At 67.7% G+C, this 16,990-nt stretch carries 12 protein-coding genes and 2 rRNA genes; 7 read left to right on the plus strand and 7 right to left on the minus strand.

Annotated features, from left to right (window positions below; all coding sequences use genetic code 11):
* The 5 genes from BLS42_RS08955 to BLS42_RS08975 all read left to right on the plus strand — a co-directional run.
* Positions 1-195, plus strand: a 23S ribosomal RNA gene (locus BLS42_RS08955); the annotation flags it as partial.
* A gap of 247 nt (positions 196-442) precedes the next feature.
* Positions 443-559: ribosomal RNA gene (gene rrf, locus BLS42_RS08960) — 5S ribosomal RNA — on the plus strand.
* Between the two features lie 398 nt (positions 560-957).
* Positions 958-1,245, plus strand: a complete 288-nt coding sequence (locus BLS42_RS08965; protein ID WP_011776355.1) for an HU family DNA-binding protein — start codon at positions 958-960, stop codon at positions 1,243-1,245.
* 188 nt (positions 1,246-1,433) lie between these two features.
* On the plus strand, positions 1,434-3,608 hold the full coding sequence (locus BLS42_RS08970; RefSeq protein ID WP_371129542.1) for a bifunctional copper resistance protein CopD/cytochrome c oxidase assembly protein: 2,175 nt from the start codon (positions 1,434-1,436) through the stop codon (positions 3,606-3,608).
* On the plus strand, positions 3,605-5,563 hold the full coding sequence (locus tag BLS42_RS08975) for an NHL domain-containing thioredoxin family protein (RefSeq protein ID WP_090579723.1): 1,959 nt from the start codon (positions 3,605-3,607) through the stop codon (positions 5,561-5,563). Before BLS42_RS08970 ends, BLS42_RS08975 begins: the two co-directional genes overlap by 4 nt.
* 191 nt (positions 5,564-5,754) lie before the next feature.
* Here the strand turns inward: BLS42_RS08975 and BLS42_RS08980 are convergent, their stop codons facing one another.
* The 3 genes from BLS42_RS08980 to BLS42_RS08990 form a co-directional block, all read right to left on the minus strand.
* Positions 5,755-6,132 (minus strand): hypothetical protein, encoded by a 378-nt coding sequence (locus tag BLS42_RS08980; RefSeq protein ID WP_090579730.1) that lies wholly within the window; start codon positions 6,130-6,132, stop codon positions 5,755-5,757.
* A gap of 194 nt (positions 6,133-6,326) precedes the next feature.
* On the minus strand, positions 6,327-7,319 hold the full coding sequence (locus tag BLS42_RS08985; RefSeq protein ID WP_090579733.1) for a hypothetical protein: 993 nt from the start codon (positions 7,317-7,319) through the stop codon (positions 6,327-6,329).
* Positions 7,320-7,447: 128 nt separating this feature from the next.
* Positions 7,448-9,151 (minus strand): helicase HerA-like domain-containing protein, encoded by a 1,704-nt coding sequence (locus tag BLS42_RS08990; RefSeq protein ID WP_090579735.1) that lies wholly within the window; start codon positions 9,149-9,151, stop codon positions 7,448-7,450.
* Positions 9,152-9,350: 199 nt separating this feature from the next.
* Between BLS42_RS08990 and BLS42_RS08995 the strand changes: the two genes are divergently transcribed.
* Together BLS42_RS08995 and BLS42_RS09000 are read left to right on the plus strand one after the other, a co-directional pair.
* Positions 9,351-10,160 carry a glycoside hydrolase family 25 domain-containing protein gene (locus tag BLS42_RS08995; protein WP_090579737.1) on the plus strand — a complete coding sequence of 270 codons (810 nt, stop codon included), beginning with the start codon at positions 9,351-9,353 and terminating at the stop codon, positions 10,158-10,160.
* Positions 10,161-10,412: 252 nt separating this feature from the next.
* Entirely contained in the window at positions 10,413-11,402 is a 990-nt protein-coding gene (locus tag BLS42_RS09000; RefSeq protein WP_090579740.1) for an LLM class flavin-dependent oxidoreductase, read from the plus strand.
* Positions 11,403-11,446: 44 nt separating this feature from the next.
* Here BLS42_RS09000 and galK read toward each other — a convergent pair whose 3' ends face one another.
* The 4 genes from galK to BLS42_RS09020 all read right to left on the minus strand — a co-directional run bounded on the left by galK (position 11,447) and on the right by BLS42_RS09020 (position 16,984).
* On the minus strand, positions 11,447-12,670 hold the full coding sequence (galK, locus tag BLS42_RS09005; RefSeq protein ID WP_090579742.1) for a galactokinase: 1,224 nt from the start codon (positions 12,668-12,670) through the stop codon (positions 11,447-11,449).
* Positions 12,667-13,857 carry a galactose-1-phosphate uridylyltransferase gene (galT, locus tag BLS42_RS09010; protein ID WP_090579746.1) on the minus strand — a complete coding sequence of 397 codons (1,191 nt, stop codon included), beginning with the start codon at positions 13,855-13,857 and terminating at the stop codon, positions 12,667-12,669. The genes galK and galT overlap by 4 nt, the downstream gene beginning before the upstream one ends.
* Positions 13,858-13,859: 2 nt before the next feature.
* Positions 13,860-16,046: an alpha-galactosidase gene (locus BLS42_RS09015; RefSeq protein WP_090580376.1), complete on the minus strand. Its 2,187-nt coding sequence runs from the start codon at positions 16,044-16,046 to the stop codon at positions 13,860-13,862.
* 119 nt (positions 16,047-16,165) lie between these two features.
* The gene (locus BLS42_RS09020) at positions 16,166-16,984 is read right to left on the minus strand and encodes a DeoR/GlpR family DNA-binding transcription regulator (protein ID WP_090579750.1); all 819 of its coding nucleotides are present in this window, start codon (positions 16,982-16,984) and stop codon (positions 16,166-16,168) included.
* Positions 16,985-16,990 lie beyond the last annotated feature (6 nt).

The raw sequence follows: 16,990 nt of genomic DNA on the forward strand, positions 1-16,990 counted from the left end.
CGCTGATTAGCTACGTTCGGATGGGATAACCGCTGAAAGCATCTAAGCGGGAAGCTCGCTTCGAGATGAGATTTCCATACACCTTGTGTGTGAGAGGCCCCCAGCCAGACCACTGGGTTGATAGGCCGGATGTGGAAGCGAGGACTAACGACTCGTGAAGCTGACCGGTACTAATAGGCCGATAACTTACACCACACACCCCTCCGTGAACGGATTCAAAAGACGTTCACACCATGGAAGGGGTACAAAGAAACAAGACTGCTTGCGTCCACTATGTGGTTCCCAAACAACAAACCCGTTACTAAACGGCACGTTGCAACAGGAACAAAACCACAACCAAATAACAACACCACATCTGCGGCTTTCGCCGCAGCGAACATGTTGTAACCACAGATTTCCCACCCCCACGCCATCAGGCGCCGGCAGGGTGCGGACACAGGGTTACGGCGGTCATAGCGTGGGGGAAACGCCCGGTCCCATCCCGAACCCGGAAGCTAAGACCCACAGCGCCGATGGTACTGCACCCGGGAGGGTGTGGGAGAGTAGGTCACCGCCGGAACACCATTACGGTCGAGGACCCCCAACCAAGGTTGGGGGTCCTCCCGCATTTAACGGACAAAACAGCCCGCTTTAGCCCCCAAAACAGCCCGCCAGGGCTGCCGGCCCAGGCCTCTCACGAGGCCGCTCCGGCCCCGCCGTCGCTCCAGTGCCAGGCGGCGGAAAGTCGGCCGTCGGGCTCGGCGGCGGATCTCGCTGAATCGGCGCCGGCTAAGGGGCGTCCGCTCTCGGCGCAATTTGGCCGCGATCGGCGTCGATTCCAGTGATTTTCCCCAAAAAACGCCGAAAACACGCGGAATTTGCCACCTCTGAGGCGCCAAGCTGGTAAGTTTTCGAACAGTGGTTTGTACGCATGCCGTGTGCAGACTCCAAATATCATGACCGTCCAGGAGGACATAAATGGCTAAGAACCGTAGTGAACTTGTTGCAGAGGTCGCAGGCAAGGCCGGCACCAGCCAGGCAGCAGTCAACTCCGTGCTCGACGCACTGTTCGAGGTCTTCGAGACCTCTGTCGCCGCGGGCGAAAAGATCACCATCCCGGGCTGGCTCGCAGTCGAGCGCACCGACCGTGCAGCTCGCACCGGCCGCAACCCGCAGACCGGCGAGACCATCCAGATTGCCGCTGGCCACAGCGTCAAGCTGACCGCTGGCTCCAAGCTGAAGGCTGCAGTCGCCAAGAAGAAGTAGTCTTCTTCGCAGGCTTGAAAGGAGCGGCAACCCTCGGGTTGCCGCTCCTTTTGCGTTCCCCGCCCGATCCCCGTGCGTTCCCCGCCCGAGCCGGGTCCGTTCGACGACCGTTCGACTAAGCGGGTCCCCCAAGGCCGGGCACCTGGGGCCGATTCGCTGAGCAGAGCGGGGTAGCGGACAATGGAGGTGTGCCTTCCGCAGTAAATCCCACGCCCACAACCGCAGCGCCCGTTCCCCCCGGGGACGCGCGCGGCCCTGGCCAAGGTCCCGGCGGGGTTGCCCGGCCGTGGCTGATTGTCGGCCTTGGCGCGTTGTTCGTGGGCCTGGCCGCGGCACTCATCTTTTCCGGCGCGACAGCCGCCCGCGAGGTCTCGGATCCGGGTGCGCTGGTGCGCTGGGGGCTGCCGGTGAGCAAAGCGGTCCACAACATCGCCGTGGCCACCGTGATCGGCGGCCTGATCTTCGCCGTCGGCATCCTCCCGCGAAACAGGAACGGCTCCCGGTCCAAGGAACAGGACGCCCCCGAACATCCGGCCTTCACCCGGGCGCTGGCCGTGGCCGCGGCCGCGGGCGCCGTCTGGACGCTCTCCGCGATCTCCGTATTGGTCCTGGGCTACGCGGACATTTCAGGACAGGGCATCTCCGGGGACCCGGAATTCACCCGTTCCCTGGTGTACTTCATGACGGACATCGAAACGGGACGCGCCTGGCTGGCTGTCGTGATCATCGCGGCCGTGGTTACCACCGCCCTTTTCGGGGTGCGCTCCCGGGGTGGGCTGGCACTGACGCTGGTCCTTTCGCTGATCGGACTGATCCCCGCCGCCCTGATCGGACACTCCTCAAGCTCCAGTGACCACGAGGGCGCCATCAACTCGCTCGGCCTGCACCTGGTGGGCGTATCGGCCTGGGTGGGCGGCATCATCATGCTGGCAGTCCTTTCCGGCGTCCTGGGCGGCACCGGCGCCGGCGGGCGCACCTCAGGTGCATCCCCGCGGACCGCAGACATCACCGAACCAACCCTGCGCCGGTTCTCATCCCTTGCGGGCTTTGCCTTCGTTCTGGTCTTCGCCTCAGGCGTGATCAACGCCAGCATCCGCCTCACCACATGGGCAGACCTCTTCGGTTCGGCCTACGGGCAACTGATCCTCGCCAAGACGGCGGCGGTCCTTGTGCTGGGCGGCATCGGGCTCATGCACCGCCGCTGGGTCATCCCGCAGCTGGGCAACCGCGGCATGGGCAGGTCCGCGCGCCAAGTGCTGTGGCAGTTGGTGATCGTGGAGCTGGTCATCATGGGAGCGACGTCCGGGATCGCCGTGGCGCTGGGGCGCTCTGCCCCGCCGCAGCCCACCACCTTCGCCCCCGATGCGTCGCCGGCCTTCATCCTCTCCGGCTACGAGCTGCCGCCGGAACTGACCCCGGAACGCTGGCTCACGGAGTGGCGGTTCGACTGGCTCTGGGTCGCCGTCGCAGTCTTTGCCCTGGTGTCCTATGTCCTCGGTGTCCGGAAGGTGCTGCAACGGGGCGACTCGTGGCCCTGGTTCCGGACGGTCAACTGGGTGATCGGGCTCGCGGTCCTCACGTACGTGACCTCAGGGCCGCCGTCGGTCTACGGCAGGGTGCTGTTTTCGGCGCACATGGTGGACCACATGGCCCTGACCATGGTCGCCCCCATCTTCCTGGTCCTCGGCGCCCCCGTGACGCTGGCGCTCCGGGCGCTCACCGCGCGGCGCGACAGCTCCCGCGGACCGCGTGAGTGGCTGATGATCTTCATCCACTCCAAGTTCTCGCAACTGGTGACCCATCCGCTGTTCGCGGCCGCCAACTTCGCCGGCTCGATCGTGCTCTTCTACTACTCGGACGCGTTCGGCTACGCGATGCGGGACCACGTGGGCCACGAGCTCATGAACCTGCATTTCGCCCTCACCGGCTACATCTTCGTGCTCACCATGATCGGCACCGATCCGCTGCCGCGCCGCGCGCCGTACCCCATGCGGCTGCTGCTGCTGCTGGCCACCATGGGCTTCCACGCGTTCTTCGGCGTCGCCATCATGGGCGGCACGGGGCTGCTGGCCGCGGACTACTTCGGCAACCTGGGGCGGACGTGGGGCCCCTCGGCCCTGCTTGACCAGCAGATGGGCGGTGCCGTGGCCTGGGGCATCGGCGAAGTGCCAACCCTGCTGGTGGCGATCGGCGTCGCCGTTATGTGGTCCCAGTCCGACGCGCGCGAGTCCAAACGCACCGACCGGGCGGCGGACAGGAATAACGACGCCGATCTCACCGCTTACAACGATATGTTTGCCAAGCTGGCCGAGCGCGACGCCAGGCTTGCCGAACGCAATTCAAAGCTGGAAGGACGCTCATGACCGAAACCGTACGCACCCACCTCCGGGTCCGGGCCTCCGAACTGGTGGGCCGCAACTGGCTGAACACCGGCGGCAAGTCCCTGGACCTCGAAGCCTTGCGCGGCAAGATCGTGCTGCTGGACTTCTGGACGTTCTGCTGCATCAACTGCCTGCACGTCCTGGACGAGCTCCGTCCGCTCGAGCAGCAGTACTCGGATGTCCTGGTGACGGTCGGCGTGCATTCGCCCAAGTTCGAGCATGAGGCCGATCCCGTGGCGCTGGCGGCCGCCGTCGAACGCTACGAGATCCGCCACCCGGTCCTCGACGACCCCGAGCTGGACACCTGGAAGGCCTACACGGCCCGGGCGTGGCCCACTCTGGTGGTCATCGATCCCGAGGGCTACATCGTGGCGCACCTCTCGGGAGAAGGCCACGCGGACGGCCTCGCCGTGCTGATCCCCGAACTGATCGCCGAGCATGAGGCCAGGGGCACCCTGCACCGCGGCGACGGCCCCTATGTGGCGCCGGAACCGACGTCGGGCACGCTGCGCTTCCCGGGCAAGGCCCTGTTCTTGCCCGCCGGCCGTGGCGTCGGAAGCGCTGGGGGCGGCTCGTGGCTGGTGACCGACACCGGTCATCACCGGCTCGTGGAACTCTCCACCGACTTTAAGACGGTGCTGGGCACGTACGGCTCAGGTGAAAAGGGCCACGCCGACGGCGACGCCGCCACCGCCCGGTTCAATGAACCGCAGGGCCTGGTGCTGTTGCCTGAGGACGTCGCCGCGGACGCCGGATACGACGTCGTAATTGCCGACTCGGTGAACCACCGGCTCCGCGGGTTGTCCCTCGCGGACGGAACCGTCCGGACCCTGGCCGGCAACGGCGTGCAGCGGCTGCTGGAAACCGGCCCGGCCCGCGTGGACGAGGAGGGCGCCGCCTACGGCACCCGGCTCGAGCCGGATCCGCTTGCGGTGTCCCTGAGTTCGCCGTGGGATGTCGTCTGGTCCACCAAACTCAACGCCGTGGTGGTGGCGATGGCTGGAGTGCACCAGATCTTCAGTTTCGAACCGACCTCCGGCGCCGTAAAGATCATCGCCGGCAACGGCCTCGAAGGGCTCCTGGACGGCCCGGCCGCTGAAGCCTGGTTCGCCCAGTCCTCCGGCCTCGCCGAGGACGCCGGCGGCAACATCTGGGTGGCTGACTCCGAGACCTCCGCCCTGCGCAAACTCGTAATTGGCGACGCCGGCAGCGTCACCGTTGAGTCGGCCGTGGGCAAGGGCCTGTTCGACTTCGGCTTCCGCGACGGCCCCGCCGCAGAGGCGCGGCTGCAGCACCCGCTCGGTGTGACGGTGCTCCCTGACGGCTCGGTGGCCATCGCGGACACGTACAACGGTGCAGTCCGCCGCTACGACCCGGCAACGGGCATGGTCTCCACGCTGGCGCGCGGACTGTCCGAGCCCTCCGACGTGATTGTTGACCACACCCAGGTCGCCGGAGCCGAGCCGTTGCTGGTGGTGGTCGAGGCCAACAAGCACCAGCTGGTGTACGTGCCCATCCCCAAGGAAGCCCAGCAGGTGGACGAGGGCGCTGCGCAGACCCACCGGCCCAAGAGCCCAGTGGCGCCCGGGCTGCTCGAACTGGCGGTGCGCTTCACGGCGCCCACCGGGCAGAAGCTTGACGACCGCTGGGGCGATCCCACCCAATTGAAGATCTCGTCCACACCGCCCGAACTGCTGGTCTCCGGCGGCGGGACCTCAGTGGGGCTCCTCCGCACCCTGGAGCTTTCCTCCGACGTTCCCGAAGGCGTCCTGCACATCACCGCCCGCGCGGCGGCGTGTGACGGACCCGAGGACGCCGACGGCGAGATCCCGGACCACGCGGCCTGCCACCTGTACCAGCAGGACTGGGGGATCCCCGTGCTCCTGCAGGCCGACGGCGACACCGAGCTAGTCCTGGACCTGCGCGGAATGGACTGACCCGCTTCTAAGCAAAAGGCTGCTGTCCGTGACCTGGCGTCACGGACAGCAGCCTTTTGGCTTTCTTCGGAACCTGTAGCCGCGGAATCCCGCCGCTCGTCGACTCCCGGGGCTTCAAAAAGCTGCCCGGCGTGACGCGGAATTATCCACATACGGCCGCCTGGGGTGCCGCGCCTGCTAGGCGGGGCGAATCATGAGCAGGTTTTGAGGAAACCTGTGGCGCCAGGGCGTGCCTGGAAGGTCACCGTGTGGCCGGCGTCATCGTGGAAGGTGGCCTTTGGGCCGGTGACGATGATGGTGCCGGGCTGGTAGGGGTTATTCCAGCCTTCAGGCGGGTTGCCATGGCCATCGTCCAGCGCCTCGTCGGCAACGAAGTATGTGCCCTGTACAAGCGCTTCATGGATGCCGCAGTGCGTGTAGAGGTTATAGGGCGAGTTCGCGGCGGCGGCCGGGCCTGTCGGGGGCCCACTTGTCGGATTCCCCTGCGTCGCGTTCCCCTGCGTCGCGCACCCACACAACAGCGCCAACCCTGCCGCGGCTGCGAGGCTTAGGGCGAATCGAATTGTCATGTCCAAAGACTTTAGGGCGTTGCCTGCCTTGTCAAGAGCGAAGCAACGCTTGCCGCAAGGCAGGAACCAGGGCCCAGAAAACAGTAACGGGAGAAGATATCCGTGGGTTTCCAGGGGAGCCGGGCTCTCGAATGGCTCAAAGTCTGCGCTGCGTGACGGGAGAGGGACCCTGCGGCGGGGAATCCCGCCGGGCTCTAGTAGTTGATCTGCGGCGTGAGCTTGACGGTGTCGCCGTCGATGTCCAGGCGGGTCGTGAAGCTGAAATCGTGGACGGAGTTGATGTTGGTCGGGGCGCCCGTAAACAGGTCCACCTGGCGAGCCTTGATCCGTGCCTTGCCGTTCAGGGGCGCTACCACCCAGCGGCCGCCGAACGGCTCGATGCTGACGGTGGGGTAGTCCGTGATGCTCCAGTCGATGGTCCCGTCCATCACGCGGTTGTTGGTGGCGTGGTAGAACGGGCAGTCGGGCTGCAGCTTCTGCTGCTTGTCGGCCTCGTCGGCGCAGGAGTCCAGGAACTCCTTGACCTTGCCGCTCACGGCGTCCTTTAGGGTGTTTGTGGCCTCGGTCAGCAGGTTCAGCGAGGCCGGGCGCGCGTCCCCGCCCGTCACTGTTGCCCGGGTGGCCGGGGCGGAGAAGTACTGGCCGTTCAGCGCGGCCTCGTACTCGCCGGGGTAGAAGACAGCGAAGGAGTTGCGGCCGTTGGGCATGTTTACCGGTACCCCGTTGAGGGTGGCCTCGCTGGAGTTGACCACGGTGACGTCCATGACGGGCAGTGCAGCCGGGACGAAAGACCATTTGTGGAAGAACAGCCACTCGGTGCCGGAGCGTTCCAGCAGGAACTCTGTCCGCAAGTGGCTGCCGTCGATGGCGTAGTCCATGGGCACCATGACCTGGTTGCCGCCGCGCTCTTCAGCGTCACCAAGCTTGACGTCGGTGATGCGCGCGGCCGCGGTTTGCAGGGCGGTTCCGTCGAGCATCGCCGGGTTGCTTTGTGGCACGGAGGCGCGCAACAGCCCCAACGCCTTTTCGCCATCGCCCTTTTGCAGGGCGCTGAGATATTCGCGGACTGGCTGCTGGGGCCCGGCAATGGAGTTGTTCACCAGGTTGATGGACACGATGGCCCCGGCCACGGCAAGCATCAGTCCGAGCAGCCACACTGCTGCGATTTTGACCAACGACTGACTCATTTGCACGATTCTTACGTTACCTGCACCCCACAGGAATCTCCGTGTCACGGTCCGCATCTGTGACGCGGAGCATGGCTGGCCGCCGTCGGGCCAGGACCATTCGGTGGGACTCCGCCCCGTGTTTGTCCCTAGCGGCGGCGGCGTTTCGAGGAAGTGCCGAAGACGCCGCGGAGCAGCTCCCTGCCGAGTTGGGTCCCCAGCGATCGGGCCATGCTCTTGAGGCCTCCGCCGAGGGCACCCGCGAGGTCACCGCCGATCCCGCCGCCGTCCGCCGGCTGCGCCGGGCGCGGGGCCCGACGCTCGGGCGCATTCCCGTGTTCGGGCGTCCCCGGCGCCGGCGCGGGACGGCTGCTGGGACGGCCAAGGATTTCTTCCTCGATCCGTCGGGCTTCGGCGTCGACGGCGTTGGGGTCCAGATCGTCGCCCTGGTGTGCGGTCCCGGCGGCCGGCCCGGTGGGGGCAGCGCCTGTGTAATCACCGCCTTCGGCGGTGATTTTCTCGTAGGCCGAGATGTTGTCGACGGCGGTGCCGTATTTGGGCAGGAGCGCGGAGGCAGCGACGGTGCTGGAGATCAGGGCGTCGGTGCTGGGCCCCATCACGGATTCCGGGGCGCGGAGCCGGGTCAGCGCCACAGGGGTCGGCGCGCCCTTCTCATTCAGGACGGTGATGACGGCCTCGCCGATGCCGGCAGTCGTGAGGGTCTCCTCGAGATCGTAGTCGCTGGTCGGGAATGTGGAGACGGTGGCCCTGAGGGCCTTGGCGTCCTCCGGCGTATAGGCGCGGAGGGCGTGCTGTACCCGGTTTGCCAGCTGGCCGAGGACGTCGGCGGGGACATCCTTGGGGGTCTGCGTCACGAAGAAGATGCCGACGCCCTTGGACCGGATGAGCCGGACGGTGGTGGTGATGGCGTCAAGGAAGGCCTTCGAGGCGCCGTTGAACAGCAGGTGTGCCTCATCCAGGAAGAACACGAGCTTGGGCTTGTCGAGGTCCCCGGCCTCTGGCAGGTCCTCGAAGAGGTCGGCGAGAAGCCACATGAGGAACGTCGAGAAGAGCATGGGCTTGGTCTGCAGAGTCGGCAGCTCCAGGCAGCTGACCACGCCGCGGCCGTCCGGCGCGGTACGCAGCAGTTCGGCGGTGTCGAATTCGGGTTCGCCGAAGAACTTCTCCATGCCCTGCGCCTCGAGCGTGATCAGTTCGCGCAGGATCACGCCGGCGGTTGCCTTGGAGAGGCCGCCGAGTTCCTCAAGCTCGTCCTTGCCCTCGGCCGAGGTCAGGAACTGGATCACGGCCCGCAGGTCCTTGAGGTCGATCAGCTCCAGGTTGTTCTTGTCCGCGAAATGGAAGACGAGCTGCAGGCTGGATTCCTGGGTCTCGTTCAGGTCCATGACCCGGGAGAGCAGGATGGGGCCGAAGGAGGTGATGGTGGCCCGGACCGGGATGCCCTGGCCGTCGCCGCCGAGGGCCAGGAACTCCACCGGGAAGGTCTTGCCTGCCCACGCCTGGCCGATGCTCTCCGTCCGGGCCAGGAGCTTGTCGCTGCCCGTGGCCGCAGTGGCCAGACCGGAGAGGTCGCCTTTGATGTCTGCAAGGAACACGGGCACGCCCGCCGTGGAGAGCTGTTCGGCCATCATGTGCAGCGTGACGGTCTTGCCGGTGCCTGTCGCCCCGGCCACGAGGCCGTGCCGGTTCATCATCGCGAGCGGCAGTCGGACGGGGGCGTCCTTGTGGAGTTCGCCGTCGACGATCGCCGCTCCGAGCTCGATGGTCGGGCCGTCCAGAGTGTAGCCCTGGACGATTGTGGCGACTTTGTCTGCAGTGGATTTGATGGCCATGCGGTTAGCTTAGCCGGGTCCGGGGTTCCCGGACCCGGCCTTCAGGACATCCTCCACGAACCACGGTGTATTGGGTCCTCGCCCGGGCGACTCGGGGGTGCTCATCCGGGTGCGCTGTGGGCGTTTCGGCGGCAAAATCGGCGCCGTGGCCAATTACGCCACCGATTAGCGTTTCTTCGATTTTGCCTTAGACTGTGGCATGCCCAACTCGTTCCCGCGCTTCGTAGTGGCCTTTGTCGTGACCCTCGGCCTTGTCCTCTTGGGCGGAAGCCCCGCCTCGGCCGCTACGGCCAGTACCTCGGGACCCGGAATCGATGTGTCCTGGCCGCAGTGCGGCAAGGCCCTCCCAAAGCAGCCCGCCTTCGCGATCGTCGGCGTCAACCACGGCCTGGCCAACAACACGAACCCCTGCCTCGCCAGCCAGCTGGCCTGGGCGAAGACCGCAAAGTCCCCGGAAACGACGGCGCAGCCGAGGGTGGCGCTGTACGTCAACACGGCCAACCCCGCCCGGCAGGGATCCTGGTGGCCCACGTTGAACACCTACAACGGGGTGAAGGTCACCAACCCCTACGGCAACTGCGCCTTGGGGTCGCTCAAAGCCTGCTCCTACATGTACGGGTGGGCCAAGGCATCCGACGACGCCAAGCGCCGCGGCGTCAGCAACCCGCAGTCCTACCTCTGGTGGCTGGATGTGGAAACGGAAAACACCTGGCAGACAGACAAGGCCGCCAATGTCGCCGTCCTGGAAGGCATGACCGCCTATTTCAAGAGGATCGGCGCCCGCGTGGGCCTCTATTCCACCGCCTACCAGTGGGGAAAGATCGCCGGAACCGTGAAGTTCACCAGCCCGCTGGCAGGATTGCCGAGCTGGCTCGCTGGAGCGGGATCGGCGGCCGTCGCCAAGGCGAACTGCGCCCGCCCCGGACTCGCCCCGCGCAGCCGCGTCTCGATGACGCAGTACATCTCCGGCGGCCTCGACTACAACTACTCGTGCACGGGATCCCGCTGAACCGGTGAAGTAGAGGCAGAAGCAGGCAACAGAGGCCAGCGGGCAGCAGTCGGTTGCCGGCCCGGCTGAGGGTGGGCCGTCCGCGCAGTGCAGAAATATGTGCAGAAATATGTGCAGAAACATGTGCAGAAATATCCCGGGGGCCGCCGTCGTTGATCCCAGTGTGCCCGCGCCGGAAACCCGGCGCCGCCCAGGACCGCAGCCCCAAACTCCGGCCCGAACACTGCTCCGCTACGAAAGGCCGGCTTTTCCGTGACTGTTCCGCTTTCCATTCTTGATCTCGCAACCATCGGCCCGGGCCAGACGGCGGCCGAGAGCTTCGCCGGAAGCGTGGCCATGGCGCAGCTCGCCGAGGACCGGGGCTACCGGCGGATCTGGTACGCCGAGCACCACAACATGTCCTCGATCGCCTCCTCCGCCACGAGCGTGCTGATCGCCCACGTCGCGGCCCACACCTCCAGCATTCGGCTCGGCGCCGGCGGCGTGATGCTGCCCAACCACTCGCCGCTGACCATCGCGGAACAGTTCGGCACGCTCGAAACCCTGCACCCGGGGAGGATCGACCTCGGGCTGGGGCGGGCGCCGGGCAGCGACCAGAACACCATGCGTGCCCTGCGCCGCGATCCGATGTCGGCAGACAGCTTCCCGCAGGACGTCCTGGAACTCCAGGGCTACCTGACCGGCCCCACCCGCATTCAGGGCGTGGAGGCCACCCCGGGCAAGGGCACCAATGTGCCGTTGTACATCCTGGGTTCGTCCTTGTTCGGCGCCAGGCTGGCAGCCCAGCTGGGCCTGCCCTACGCCTTCGCCTCGCACTTCGCGCCCAACGCCCTGCAGGACGCGGTGGCCATCTACCGCCGCGAATTCCGGCCGTCCGCACAGCTCGACGCCCCGCACGTGATCGCCGGCGTCAATGTCGTTGCCGCGGACACGGCCGCCGACGCCCAGGCGATGTTCCAGGCCACCAAGCGGGCCAGGGTCTCGCTGTTCTTCGGCAACGGCCGCGTGTTCAGCGACGACGAGGCGGACATGATCCTCGACTCGCCCCAGGGCCAGCACATGGCGCAGATGATGAAGTACTCCGCTGTCGGCACTCCCGATGCCGTCCTGGCGTACCTCGAGGAGTTCACGGAGCACGCCGACGCCGACGAACTGATCGTGGCGCACCAGAGCACCGGCACCGAGGCCCGGCTCCGCTCGGTGGAGCTTCTGGCCGACGCTGCCCGGCTGGTGCGGGCCTAAAGGCCTTACGGCCTAAGGGCCGGCGCTCCGGCCGGCGTCCCGGGCTACTCTTCCCGGCGGGCCCCCTCCGAGGCGGTGACGGGGAAGATGTGCGGGGCCGCGTACCCGGCGCGGGCGAAGTCGCGGGCAATACCCCCGGCCACCTTGCCGGCGTCGTCGTTCCGGACCAGGGCGATGGCGGCCCCGCCGAAGCCGCCGCCGGTCATTCGTGCGCCGATGGCGCCCAGATCCTGCGCGCTGGCCACGGCGAGGTCGAGCTCGGGGGTGGAGATCTCGAAGTCGTCCCGCATGGACAGGTGCGATTCGTTGAGGAACGGCCCGATGGCGGCGGCGCCGGAGGTCCGCAATGCAGCGACGGTGTCCAGCACGCGCTGGTTTTCCGTGATGATGTGGCGGACCCTGCGGTAGGTCTGTCCGTCGAGCTGTGCTGCGGCGCGGGGGAGATCATCCGTGCTCACTGCCCGCAGGCTGCCGACGCCGAGGCGGCGGGCGCCGTCCTCGCAGGAACGACGGCGGCTGGCATAGCCGCCGTCGGCATGGGAATGGCTGGTGCGGGTGTCGATCACGAGGAGCCCCACCCCGGCACCGGCGAAGCCGAGGGGAACGGTCTCCGTCAACAGGTTCTGACAGTCGAGCAGGATGCCATGATCCGGCTCGCCCAGGAGCGAGGCCGATTGGTCCATGATGCCGGTGGGTGCACCGACCACCCGGTTTTCGGCCAGCTGGCCGATCCGGGCCAGTTCCTGCCTGTCCAGCCCCAACTCCCAGAGATCGTTCAGGGCCAGGGCCACCGCGCATTCGACGGCGGCAGAGGAGGACAGCCCGGCGCCGGCCGGGACATCCGAGGTCAACGCCAGGTCCAGGCCGGACATCCGGGGACCGACGCCGGAACCGGCTGGGGAGACGACGAACGAACCGGCGCCGTCGGACGCGCCGTCGAACGCACCGCCGGGCGCCGCCCGGGACATCGCCCAGGCCACGCCCAGCGGGTAAGCGGCCCAGCCGGTCAGGGCATCAGGGTCCAGGTGGTCGAGGCTCACCTCGACCACGCCGGGGAAGGAGTTGCTTGTGACCCGGAGCAGGCGGTCTGCACGGGCGCGGGCCGCCACCGTGGTGCGCTTGTCGATGGCGATCGGAAACGCGAAGCCGTCGTTGTAATCCGTGTGCTCGCCGATCAGGTTGACCCGCCCGGGCGCCGACCACAAGCCGTCCGGCGCGCCGCCGAACTGGCTGGCAAAGTACTCACTTCCCAGAAGGACCTCGTTCATGGCTGGGCGGCTTCCTGTTCTGCTACTGGCTGTTCTGTTGCTTCCTGTTCCGTTGCTGGCAGTTTTGGGCGGAATGGCTCGAGCCCGGCCTTTTCCATGGCCTCGCGGAGCCGGGCGGCTGCCGTTTCCGGCGGGATGTCCGCGATGAATGCGCCCATCGCGGCCTCCGACCCTGCCAGGAACTTGAGCTTGTCCTCCTCCCGGCGGGGCGAGGTCAGCTGCAGCATGAGCCGGATGTCGTCCCGATGGGCGTGGACGGGAGCCTGGTGCCACGCCGAAATGTACGGAGTGGGGGTGTCGTAGAGGGCATCGACGGCGCGCAGGAGCCGGCTGTACAGCCAGGAGAACTCGTCGCGTTCCTCGTCCGTCGTGGCGGCGAGGTCCGGGACGTGCCGGTGCGGGAGGATGTGCACTTCCAGCGGCCAGCGCGCAGCAAACGGGACAAACGCCGTCCAGTGCTCGCCCTGGAGCAGCACGCGCTCGGATTTCTGCTCGAAGCTGAGGATGTCCTCGAACAGCGAGCCGCCGTAGCTCTCGATCGTGCGGACCAGCTGGGCAGTGCGGGGCGTGATGTATGGGTAGGCGTAAATCTGTCCGTGCGGGTGGTGCAGCGTCACGCCGATCGCTTCGCCGCGGTTCTCAAACGGGAAAACCTGTTCGACGCCGGGCAGCGCGGACAGCGCGGCCGTCCGGTCCGCCCAGGCTTCCACCACCGTGCGCATCCGGGACAGGGGCAGCCCCGCCAGGGATCCGGTGTGTTCGGGGGAGAAGCACACCACTTCGCACCGGCCCACAGACTGCCGGCTGCGCCCCAGCCCCACCACGGCGAGGTCATCCAGTCCCTCCGGCGCGGCGGCCCCCGATAGGTCCGGTCCGAAGGACGGGGACTTGTTTTCGAAGACGGCGACATCGTAGAGGCTCGGAATTTCCGAGGGATTCTCCGGCGACGCCGGGGCCAGCGGGTCCAGGTGCGACGGTGGCAGAACCACCCGGTTCTGCCGGGCGGCGGCGATGGAAATCCACTCCCCGGACAGGACGTCCTGGCGCATGGTGGCCGTGGGCGGACGGAGCGTCGGCTCGCGGAGATCGTCCCCGCGGTCCGGGGGCAGGACGGTATCGGCATCATCGAAGTAGATGATGTCCCGGCCGTCGGAGAGCTTATAGGAACGTTTCGTAATCTGGCCCATTGTCAGGATTTCCTCACGGGGTGGCCGCCGGCAGCGGCTGGAGCGGCAGCGGTGACGCGGCGGACGGCCAGGAGCAGCCCGTGCTCCGGGTTGAGGACAGGCATTGGGAGGCCGGACTCCGCCAGGAACCGTCCGGTCGCCTCGACGCCGCCGGCAAGCCACGCTGGAGGCACCGCCTGCAGAAACGCCCGCCTGTCATCAGCCGCGGGGTAGACCGCTTCCACCCGGTACGCGGCGTCCGGCAGCAGCCCCGGCAGGCAGACCCGCCCCGGGACTTCGGCGAACGACGTCGCCAGGGAAACCAGGGCGTAGAGGGCCTCGCCGCCGTCATGGGACACGACACCGTGGAGCCGCAGGGCTGGGTCTGGCTCGTCGGCCCGTACCATGCGTCCGCTGTGCAGCAGGGGACGGTACTGCTTGAACAGCGCGATGGCCCCGGCAAGCTCGGTCCGCTCGGAATCGGCGAGGTGCCTCACGTCCCATTCGAGACCGAAGTGGCCGAACATGGCGGTGATCGCCCGGAAGGAGAGATCGTGCGTACGCGCGGTGGTGTGGCTCGTGGTGGGTCCGATGTGCGAACCGACGAGCTCCGGCGGCACCACCATGCCGGTCCAGCGCTGGATCGTCTGCCGTTCCAGTGCATCGTTGCAGTCCGAGGCCCAGATCCGGTCGGTGCGTTCCAGGATTCCGAGATCCACGCGGGCGCCCCCGGAGGAGCAGCTTTCAATCTCAACGTCCGGGTGGGCCAAGCGGAGCTCGTCGAGGAGCCGGTAAACGGCCCGCGTCTGGGCGTGCACGGAGGGGCGGCCGGCGTGGCCCATTTCGGTCAGGTCCCGGTTCTGGTCCCATTTGAGATAGCTGATCCGGTATTCGCTCAACAGGGCATCGAGCCTGTCGAAGATGTACTGCCAGGCCTCCGGATTGACGAGGTCGAGGACCTGCTGGTGCCGCCACCGTTCCGGCAGCCGGCCGGCCGGGCCGGCGATCCAGTCCGGGTGGGCGCGGGCCAGGTCCGAGTCTTCGTTGACCATTTCGGGTTCGACCCAGAGGCCGAATTCCATGCCGTGGCCGGTGACTGCGTCGATCAGCGGGGCCAGGCCGCCGGGCCAGAGGTCCTCGTCGACGTACCAGTCGCCCAGGCCCGCCTGGTCGTTGCGCCGGCCGCGGAACCAGCCGTCGTCGAGGACGTAGCGTTCCACGCCCAGCCGGGCGGCGGATTCGGCGAGATCGAGCAGTACCGGCATTCGGTGGTCGAAATACACCGCTTCCCAGACGTTGAGGACCACGGGGCGGGCTTTGCCGGACTGCACGCCGGGGTGGTGCGGGCGGCCCCGGAACCAGGTGTAGAAAGCATCGCTGATGCCGTCCAGCCCCGCGGCGGAGTACGCCGCGAACAGCCAGGGGGTCTCGTAGCTGGCATTCGCGGCCAGGCTGATCTCGCCGGCACCGAGCAGTTCCGAGGCGCCCATGACGGTCCGGCCGTCCGCTGCGGCGTCCACGAAGCTTTCGTGGTTGCCGCTCCAGCCCAGATGCACGGCCCAGACCTGCCCGTGGCGGTTGCCGAATCCGGGGGTTCCGGCTGCCAGCAGGAGCGAGGCGTCATGGCCGGTCCGGCCGTGCCGGCCGGAGCGGACCCACGTGCCTTGGTGCAGCGGCTGGCGCTGGGGGTGGGACTCCCGGCACCAGCGGCCGGTCAGGTCCAGGATCTCTGTGGCGGCGCGGCCCACCGGCAGCACGGCCGCGAGTTCGTCAAGGCTGTACGGGCCGGCGCCATCGTTGTCGAGCCGGTGCCGGAGCTGGAGCAGGCCGCCGTCGTTGATCTTGATCTCCGTGCGGACGCTGACACCGGCCTCGGGGTCGGACTGGGTGATGACGGCAGAGCAGGCCTCCCCGCCAGAACGCTCCCCGCCGGAACGCTCAACGCTGACTACGCGCAGGCGGGCCGAGAACGCCTGGCCGTTCCGGTGCCCGCGGAGGCCTGGCCGCCCACGCCAGCCGGAGGACGCCTGCGGGATCAGTCCCAGCGTGACCGGAACGTCAAAGGCCGAGTGCGGGACGGCGTCGCCGAGCAGCGAAAGGTCCGGCAGGGCCGGGCCGAGGTCGGCGCCGAAGTGCAGCAGCGCGGCCTCGCCCGTGCTGAAGTCGATGAGAAGGGACGTGCCGGACCGGCGCAGGTACAACGGCTCCAGATCCGACAACAACAGGTCCGGGACGCCCAGGACGGAGCGGGTCTCGGCGGCAAGGGTGAGGTCCGGGTTGTTCACGGTAGCTCCAGGCGTAGTGGGTGGATGGGATGGGGCCGCGCCGGTCAGCCTGCGGCTGCTGTGGGGCTCGCAGCGCTGGTGTGCGGGGCGTCGCCGGTACTGGCCAGGCGGAGCCGGCCGACGCGCTCGCCGAGGATGCGCCGGGCCTCGCTGCCGAGGAGGTCGTCGCTGATCAGTTCGTCGGCATCCTCCAGGCTGGCGATCGTGCTGATGCCGAGGGTGCCCCACTTCGTGTGGTCGGCCAGCACCACCACCCGGCGGGCCGCAGTGACGAAGGCCCGGTTGGTTTCGGCTTCCAGCACGTTGGGGGTGGTGAACCCGGCGTCGGCGTCGACGCCGTGGACGCCGAGGAACAGCACATCCAAGTGCAGCTGCTTGAGCGAGGACGTGGCCAGCGGCCCGACGAGGGCATCGGAGGGTGTGCGTTCGCCGCCGGTCAGGATCACGGTGGACGGGGACGAACTCTGGTGGAAGACGTCGGCGATCCGCACCGAGTTAGTTACCACCGTGATCCGCGGACCGGCGGACAGCAGCTGGGCCAACGCCCACGTGGTGGTGCCGGCGCTGAGCCCCACCGCCATGCCCTCGCGCACCTGTGCGGCCGCCTCGTGCGCAATCGCCATCTTTTCGTCCTTGAGCTGGGTCACCTTCAGCTCGAAGCCTGGCTCGTGGGTGCCGGCTCCGCCGGGCAGTTTGGCCCCGCCGTGGATCTTCTCCACGGCGCCCGCCGCGTCTAGTGCCTCGATATCCCGCCGCACGGTCATCAGCGAGACGCCGAGCATCTTGGCGAGGTCGGCGACACGGACGATCCGTTCACGCTGGACCTCCGCGAGGATGGCGGAATGGCGGGCTGCGGCTAGCATGTGGAG

Origin of the sequence: Arthrobacter sp. ov407 (assembly GCF_900102895.1) — a bacterium.
Classification (GTDB): domain Bacteria; phylum Actinomycetota; class Actinomycetes; order Actinomycetales; family Micrococcaceae; genus Arthrobacter.

Excerpts from the sequence above, each read along its gene's own strand:
- BLS42_RS08965 (WP_011776355.1), top strand. The coding sequence starts at position 958 with ATGGCTAAGAACCGTAGTGAACTTGTTGCAGAGGTCGCAGGCAAGGCC.
- BLS42_RS08995 (WP_090579737.1), top strand. The coding sequence starts at position 9,351 with ATGCCCAACTCGTTCCCGCGCTTCGTAGTGGCCTTTGTCGTGACCCTC.
- galT (WP_090579746.1), bottom strand. The coding sequence starts at position 13,857 with ATGGGCCAGATTACGAAACGTTCCTATAAGCTCTCCGACGGCCGGGAC.
- BLS42_RS08980 (WP_090579730.1), bottom strand. The coding sequence starts at position 6,132 with ATGACAATTCGATTCGCCCTAAGCCTCGCAGCCGCGGCAGGGTTGGCG.
- BLS42_RS08985 (WP_090579733.1), bottom strand. The coding sequence starts at position 7,319 with ATGAGTCAGTCGTTGGTCAAAATCGCAGCAGTGTGGCTGCTCGGACTG.
- BLS42_RS08975 (WP_090579723.1), top strand. The coding sequence starts at position 3,605 with ATGACCGAAACCGTACGCACCCACCTCCGGGTCCGGGCCTCCGAACTG.
- BLS42_RS08990 (WP_090579735.1), bottom strand. The coding sequence starts at position 9,151 with ATGGCCATCAAATCCACTGCAGACAAAGTCGCCACAATCGTCCAGGGC.
- BLS42_RS09020 (WP_090579750.1), bottom strand. The coding sequence starts at position 16,984 with ATGCTAGCCGCAGCCCGCCATTCCGCCATCCTCGCGGAGGTCCAGCGT.
- galK (WP_090579742.1), bottom strand. The coding sequence starts at position 12,670 with ATGAACGAGGTCCTTCTGGGAAGTGAGTACTTTGCCAGCCAGTTCGGC.